Origin of the sequence: Arsenicicoccus sp. UBA7492 (genome assembly GCF_002479615.1) — a bacterium.
Lineage (GTDB): Bacteria > Actinomycetota > Actinomycetes > Actinomycetales > Dermatophilaceae > Arsenicicoccus > Arsenicicoccus bolidensis.
Window position 1 is genome coordinate 140,050 of sequence record NZ_DLOE01000022.1, and the last position, 4,399, is coordinate 144,448.

Here is a 4,399-nt window from a genome sequence, read left to right on the forward strand (position 1 = left end):
CCCCCGCCGCACCTACACCCAGAGCCACATCGACTACGTCATCGAGGTGTGCGAGCAGGTCAAGGCCCGCGCCGGGGACCTGCCGGGCTACCGCATCGTCGAAGAGCCGCCGGCCCTGCGGCACTTCACCGCGAGGTTCGCGCCCATGACCTGATCGTGACCTGGGTCGTGCCCGATTCGTCACCTTTGGGCGGGCACAATGCACCGTATGCCGTCCCGCCAGCCTCACGCCCGCGCCGCCGCCACGGGGGCAGCTGCTGCCCCCAGGCGCACCCGGTCGGCTGCGATGACGGCGTCGAAGCTGTCGAGAGCGTCGGCGATCTCGAGGGCGTCGGCGATCTCGGCCCTGTCGGCGGTGACGCTGCTGGTCGCCGGGTGCTCCGACGCCACTCGCACGACCAGCACCACCGTCACGTCAGCGGTGCAGGCCACCGCCTCGGGAGCCGTCGCGCGGGCGACTCCGGGGATCCAGCCAGGCTCGGAGAGCGGGGCGGGCACCGCCGGCACGGGCACTGCCGGCACGGGCGCTGCGGGGGCGGGTGACGGACGACTGCTCCTGGTCCTGGACTCCTCCGGGTCCATGGCCGAGCGTGACGCCCGGGGCCGCACCCGCATGCAGGGCGCCCAGGACGCGCTGCGCTCCCTCGTCGACGAGCTGCCGGACGGCGCGCAGGTCGGTCTGCGCGTCTACGGATCGCGGGTCAAGGTCGCCGGCAAGGCGGCGCCCGGGTCGAGGGCGTGCACCGACAGCCGCCTCGTGACACCGGTCGGTCCGCTGGACCGCCGTGGGCTCAAGACCGCGATCGACGCGTTCGCCCCGCACGGCGACACCCCGATCGGCTACACCCTGCAGCAGGTCGCCGGCGATCTCGGCACCACCGGTCGGCGCAGCGTCGTGCTGGTCTCGGACGGCGAGGAGTCCTGCTCCGCCGACCCGTGCGCGGTGGCCAAGACCCTCGCCGGCCAGGGCATCGACCTGCACGTGCACACCGTCGGCCTCGAGGTCTCGGCCCCCGCGCGCAGCCAGCTGCGGTGCGTGGCCGACGCCACCGGCGGCAGCTATCACGACGCCACGAGCGACGACCTCACCCAGATCGTCTCCGACACCGTGGGCTCGGCCCGGGCCGCGAGCACCGGCTGGTCCGCGCCGGGCACCGGCTGGTGGAGCCGCAGCGGGCTCGCAGGTCTCGGCGGCGAGACCAACCCCGGCGCCGTCGGCGCCACCATCCTGGTGCTGCTCCTGCTGTGGCTGCTCACGCGGGGCAGCGGTCGCCGGGGCGGGAGCCAGGGCCGGGGCTGAGCCCCGCTCGCCCTCTCCCGCATGGCGCCCACCCAGTCGGCATACAGGCTGATCGGCGTGCATCACCACCACGGCGCCCTCGTCGTGGCACCATGCTGGGCATGACCGCACTGCACACCGCTGCCCTGGCCGCCGCGCCGCTCTCGGCCTCGCGCGACGTCGCCGTCGCCGTCCTCCTGGTCCTGCTGCTGATCTGGCTGCTCGGCAAGTGAGCTGACCCCACCTCGGACACAGATCGGGGACCCTCGTGCCGGCATCCCCGGCACTCAGGTCCCCGATCTGTGTCCCTGTCTGTGTCCCTGTCGGTGTGGACGGGGCTCGACCGTCAGTCGGTGACGGCGCCCACGGCGAACTCGTCGGGGTCGGGCCCGGTCCGCATGCCGCGGTCGAGGTCGCCGATGCGCTCCATCTGGTCCTGCGTGAGCTCGATCCCGAGGGAGCCGAAGTTCTCCTCGATGCGCGACGGCGTCACCGACTTGGGGATGACGACCGACCCGAGCTGCAGGTGCCACCGCAGGATCACCTGGGCGGGCGTCGCCCCGACCTCGTCGGCGATCGCGCGGATCGTCTCGTCCGCCATGACCTGCTTGCCGGAGGCGAGCGGGCTCCAGTCCTCGGTGACGATCCCCGCCTCGGCGTCGTGGGCGCGCAGCTCGCGCTGCTGGAGGTAGGGGTGCAGCTCGATCTGGTTGACCGCCGGCGCCACGCCGGTCTCGTCGACGAGACGCTGCAGGTGCGGGACGTGGAAGTTGCAGACCCCGACGGAGCGCACGCGCCCGGAGTCGCGCAGCTCCAGCAGGGCCTTCCACGTCTCGACGTAGGCGTCGGCCGACGGTACGGGCCAGTGGATGAGGTAGAGGTCCAGGACGTCCAGGCCGAGCTTGTCCATCGAGGTGTCGAACGCCCGCAGCGTCCGGTCGCGGCCGTGCGCGTCGTTCCACAGCTTGGTGGTGACGAAGACCTCGTCGCGCGCCACGTCGGACTCGGCGAGCGCCTGACCGACGCCTTCCTCGTTGCCGTAGGCCGCGGCCGTGTCGAGGTGGCGGTAGCCGGTGGCCAGGGCGTGCTTGACCGCGTCCACGACCTGGTCCTCGGGCACCTGCCACACCCCGAAGCCGAGCTGCGGGATGGCGTGGCCGTCGTTGAGCATGATCTGGGGGGCTGTGCTCTGCGTCATACGGCCAGCCTATGACGTGAGCCCCACCCGGCCGGACGTCGCACGCCACCTGCCGTCTGACGCAGATCACACCCCCGTCGGCAAGCCCGCGGGGGTGGGCCGCAGTAGAGTCCGAGCCATGGCGTCCATCACCAAAGTCCTGATCGCTAACCGCGGCGAGATCGCCGTCCGCGTGGCCCGAGCCTGCAAGGACGCAGGCATCGGCTCCGTGGCCGTCTACGCCGAGCCCGACCGAGATGCGCTGCACGTCAAGGTCGCCGACGAGGCCTACGCCCTCGGTGGCTCCACGCCCGGCGAGTCCTACCTCGTGCAGGACAAGCTGCTCGAGATCGCCAAGGAGTCCGGCGCCGACGCCGTGCACCCGGGCTACGGATTCCTCTCGGAGAACGCCGACTTCGCCCAGGCCGTCATCGACGCCGGGCTGATCTGGATCGGCCCGCCGCCCGCCGCGATCGACGGCCTCGGCGACAAGGTCAAGGCCCGGCACATCGCGACCAAGGCCGACGCGCCGCTGGTGCCGGGCACCAAGGAGCCGGTCGGCGGCGCCGACGAGGTCGTGGCCTTCGCGCAGGAGCACGGTCTCCCCGTGGCCATCAAGGCCGCGTATGGCGGTGGCGGGCGCGGCCTCAAGGTCGCCCGCACCATGGAGGAGATCCCCGAGCTGTTCGACTCCGCGGTGCGCGAGGCGGTCACGGCGTTCGGGCGCGGCGAGTGCTTCGTGGAGCGCTTCCTGGACAAGCCGCGGCACGTCGAGACCCAGTGCCTGGCCGACCAGCACGGCAACGTCGTCGTGGTGTCGACGCGCGACTGCTCCCTGCAGCGCCGCAACCAGAAGCTCGTCGAGGAGGCCCCCGCGCCGTTCCTCAGCGACGAGCAGAACGCCGAGCTGGTCCGCGCCTCCAAGGCGATCCTCCAGGAGGCCGGTTACTACGGCGCCGGGACCTGCGAGTTCCTCGTGGGCCAGGACGGCGTCATCTCCTTCCTCGAGGTCAACACCCGCCTGCAGGTGGAGCACCCGGTGTCCGAGGAGGTCACCGGCATCGACCTGGTCCGCGAGATGTTCCGCATCGCCGAGGGCCAGGAGCTGGGCTACGACGACCCGCAGGTCCACGCCCACTCCATCGAGTTCCGCCTCAACGGCGAGGACGCGGGCCGCAACTTCCTGCCCGCGCCGGGCACCGTCGCCGTCTTCGAGCCGCCGGCCGGGCCGGGCGTCCGCCTGGACACCGGCATCGTCGAGGGCGACGTCATCGGCGGCAACTTCGACTCCATGCTGGCCAAGCTCATCGTCACGGGACGCACGCGGCAGCAGGCGGTGGAGCGGGCGCGGCGGGCCCTGGACGAGTTCGTCATCGACGGCATGCCGACCGTGCTTCCCTTCCACCGCAAGGTGGTTCGCGACGAGGCCTTCGCCCCCTCCGACCCGGACGCCGCGTTCACGGTGCACACCCGCTGGATCGAGACGGAGTTCGACAACGACATCGAGCCGTTCGGCGGCGCGGGGGCCGAGGCGCCCGAGGCCGAGGAGCGTCAGAAGGTCGTCGTCGAGGTCGGCGGCAAGCGCCTCGAGGTGTCCCTGCCCGGCACCCTGTCGCTCGGCGGCGGGGGTGGCGGGGGTGGCGCCAAGAAGAAGGCCCCGCGTCGCGCCTCCGGTGGTCGCGGTGGCGGCGCGGCCGCGTCCGGCGACTCCCTCACCGCGCCGATGCAGGGCACGATCGTCAAGATCGCGGTCGAGGAGGGCCAGGAGGTGCAGGCCGGCGAGCTCGTGCTGGTGCTCGAGGCCATGAAGATGGAGCAGCCCATCAACGCCCACAAGGCGGGCACGATCGCCGGCATCTCCGCCGCGGTCGGCGAGACCGTCTCCAACGGCGCCGTCCTCATGGAGATCAAGGACCCCGCCTGACCTACCGCGGGTAAAGGCA

The 4,399-nt window shown here is 72.3% G+C and carries 4 protein-coding genes; 2 read left to right on the forward strand and 2 right to left on the reverse strand.

Features of this window, described 5'->3' with window-relative positions:
- Positions 1-225: 225 nt before the first annotated feature.
- A complete protein-coding gene (locus tag B4E97_RS06015) occupies positions 226-414 on the reverse strand; it encodes a hypothetical protein (protein ID WP_239265749.1) in 189 nt (62 codons plus the stop codon).
- Between the two features lie 7 nt (positions 415-421).
- Here B4E97_RS06015 and B4E97_RS06020 point away from each other — a divergent pair, with 7 nt between their 5' ends.
- Positions 422-1,300: a vWA domain-containing protein gene (locus tag B4E97_RS06020; protein ID WP_286955678.1), complete on the forward strand. Its 879-nt coding sequence runs from the start codon at positions 422-424 to the stop codon at positions 1,298-1,300.
- A 325-nt stretch (positions 1,301-1,625) separates the two neighbouring features.
- On the opposite strand, the gene B4E97_RS06025 is transcribed toward B4E97_RS06020, so the two are convergent.
- A complete protein-coding gene (locus B4E97_RS06025) occupies positions 1,626-2,477 on the reverse strand; it encodes an aldo/keto reductase (protein WP_239265745.1) in 852 nt (283 codons plus the stop codon).
- A 118-nt stretch (positions 2,478-2,595) separates the two neighbouring features.
- Between B4E97_RS06025 and B4E97_RS06030 the strand changes: the two genes are divergently transcribed.
- Entirely contained in the window at positions 2,596-4,380 is a 1,785-nt protein-coding gene (locus B4E97_RS06030) for an acetyl/propionyl/methylcrotonyl-CoA carboxylase subunit alpha (protein WP_239265743.1), read from the forward strand.
- Positions 4,381-4,399: the final 19 nt, after the last annotated feature.